Raw genomic sequence first — 1,904 nt, forward strand, 5'->3', positions numbered from 1 at the left:
ATTGCAGAATCCCCATCATCTAAATTAACGCTCTCATATACATAAACGCTATAAAAACGATTTATTGCATCAGCAGTAAATTTTTTTTCGTTTTTGCGATGTTTATCATTTAAACCTATTTTTACTTTATGGCTACTATAGATAAAACGCAACAAGATGCAGAAAAACTAGCAGCTGCCCTGGCTGCAGTAAAATTTGTTAAAGATGGTGATGTAGTAGGCCTGGGCACGGGATCTACCACAACCTTTGCCATTAAAGAATTAGGTAAACGTGTAAAAGAAGGGCTTAAGATAAAAGCTGCCGCAAGTTCCATCCGAACAGAAGAACTCGCGAAATCTTTGGGCATCGAAATTCTTGATCTCGGGCATTTAAGCGAAATTGATATCAGTATCGATGGAGCCGACGAGTTTACAGAATCACTCGATCTGATTAAAGGTGGAGGCGGGGCGCTGTTTAGAGAGAAGATAATTGCTTCACTGAGTAGAAATGCCATCATCATTACCGATGCTTCTAAAAAAGTTAAAAAATTGGGTGTTTTTACTGTTCCTGTTGAGGTAATTCCATTGGCCTATCAATATGTGTCCGATCAGATTAATGAGCTTGGTGGAAAGGGTATATTGAGGTCTGTAGCTAACAAAACATTTATTACCGACAATGGTAACCTGATTATCGACGCCGATTTCGGTCTCATTGATGATCCTGCAAAATTATCTGCTAACCTGAACCAGATTAATGGATTATTGGCTCATGGATTATTCATTAACATCACTTCAAAAGTAATTATGAGCGAAGGAACGGATATCATCATTTTCGAATGATAGTTGGTTCATTTGTTCATTATCCATTAGTTCATTTGTGCCCCTCATTTCGTTATTGTTAAGCGGAATGACGACAAAATCTTAATGATTGAGATTATTTCTCTTAATTATATTAACTTCTTCATGGTGATCCAAATTTTTAACATTAAGGAGTTAAGAAAATTAAGTTTTAATTCCGTCTTCTTAGTGTTTACGCGGCAAAACTGACATTTTCACCGATAAATACTCCCTCCCTCAAAATTTCATAATTTTTTACCGACAGTTTTATTTCACTCACCGATAAAACATCACAACTGAGGGAAAAGCCATTCCCCGGCATTGGTATTCGTGATACATTTGAATCATAAAAACAAACAGTCATGGAAAATTTAATCAAAAAAAATCACGCAGATAAACAATTTGGTTTAGGTGTTTTAATCATAGCAATCGGTTCGGTGTTCTTGTTAAGAAATTCTGGTATAGATGTTCCATACTGGATATTGAAATGGCACACCATCATGTTAGGCGTAGGTTTGTGGATGGGTTACCGCAAAAACTTCCAGGGCAGCAGCTGGTTAGCCTTAACTATAATAGGTGGTTTATTCACCCTTAAAGCGATAACCATTTTTGATTTCGATCTGTCAAGAATCAGTACGGCTTTAATACTAATTGGATTAGGATTGTATGTAATTCTAAAACCTAAAAAAGTGCAAAACTTCGATCAGTATTTTGAAAAGAAACCAGTTGATTTTACTGATAAAGAAAGCTAAAATTCTTAACTCCATCATATATCTTAAAAAGGGACATTTTTTAACAATGCCCCTTTTTTTATTTGAAATAAATGTGTCTAAAATGTATGATAGATTATTTAGCTACTTTACCATCATTTCGATCCGATAGCTATCGGATGAAGTGAAGCGGAACGGAGAAATCTGATCAAGAGACCTTCGACTTCGCTACTATCGATAGACTCCAATAGAATGATCGTCATTCCCGCGTAGGCGGGAATCTTAAAGCGTACGCTAATAGCGATCGTTGTAAGATTGCTTCGCCGGCTGAAAAAGCCTTCTCGCAATGACGATTCCTCGCACCCTATTACTGGAAAAA

2 protein-coding genes are annotated in these 1,904 nt (G+C 36.6%); both read left to right on the top strand.

Annotated features, from left to right (window positions below; genetic code table 11):
• Positions 1 to 128: 128 nt before the first annotated feature.
• Entirely contained in the window at positions 129 to 818 is a 690-nt protein-coding gene (gene rpiA, locus AC1DPQ_RS26490) for a ribose-5-phosphate isomerase RpiA (RefSeq protein WP_477582053.1), read from the top strand.
• 359 nt (positions 819 to 1,177) lie between these two features.
• The gene (locus tag AC1DPQ_RS26495) at positions 1,178 to 1,567 is read left to right on the top strand and encodes a LiaF transmembrane domain-containing protein (protein WP_477611396.1); all 390 of its coding nucleotides are present in this window, start codon (positions 1,178 to 1,180) and stop codon (positions 1,565 to 1,567) included.
• Positions 1,568 to 1,904 lie beyond the last annotated feature (337 nt).

The organism is Pedobacter sp. 01T416_2 (assembly GCF_056398925.1).

Coding starts and splice junctions, on each gene's coding strand:
- rpiA (WP_477582053.1), top strand. CDS start 129: ATGGCTACTATAGATAAAACGCAACAAGATGCAGAAAAACTAGCAGCT.
- AC1DPQ_RS26495 (WP_477611396.1), top strand. CDS start 1,178: ATGGAAAATTTAATCAAAAAAAATCACGCAGATAAACAATTTGGTTTA.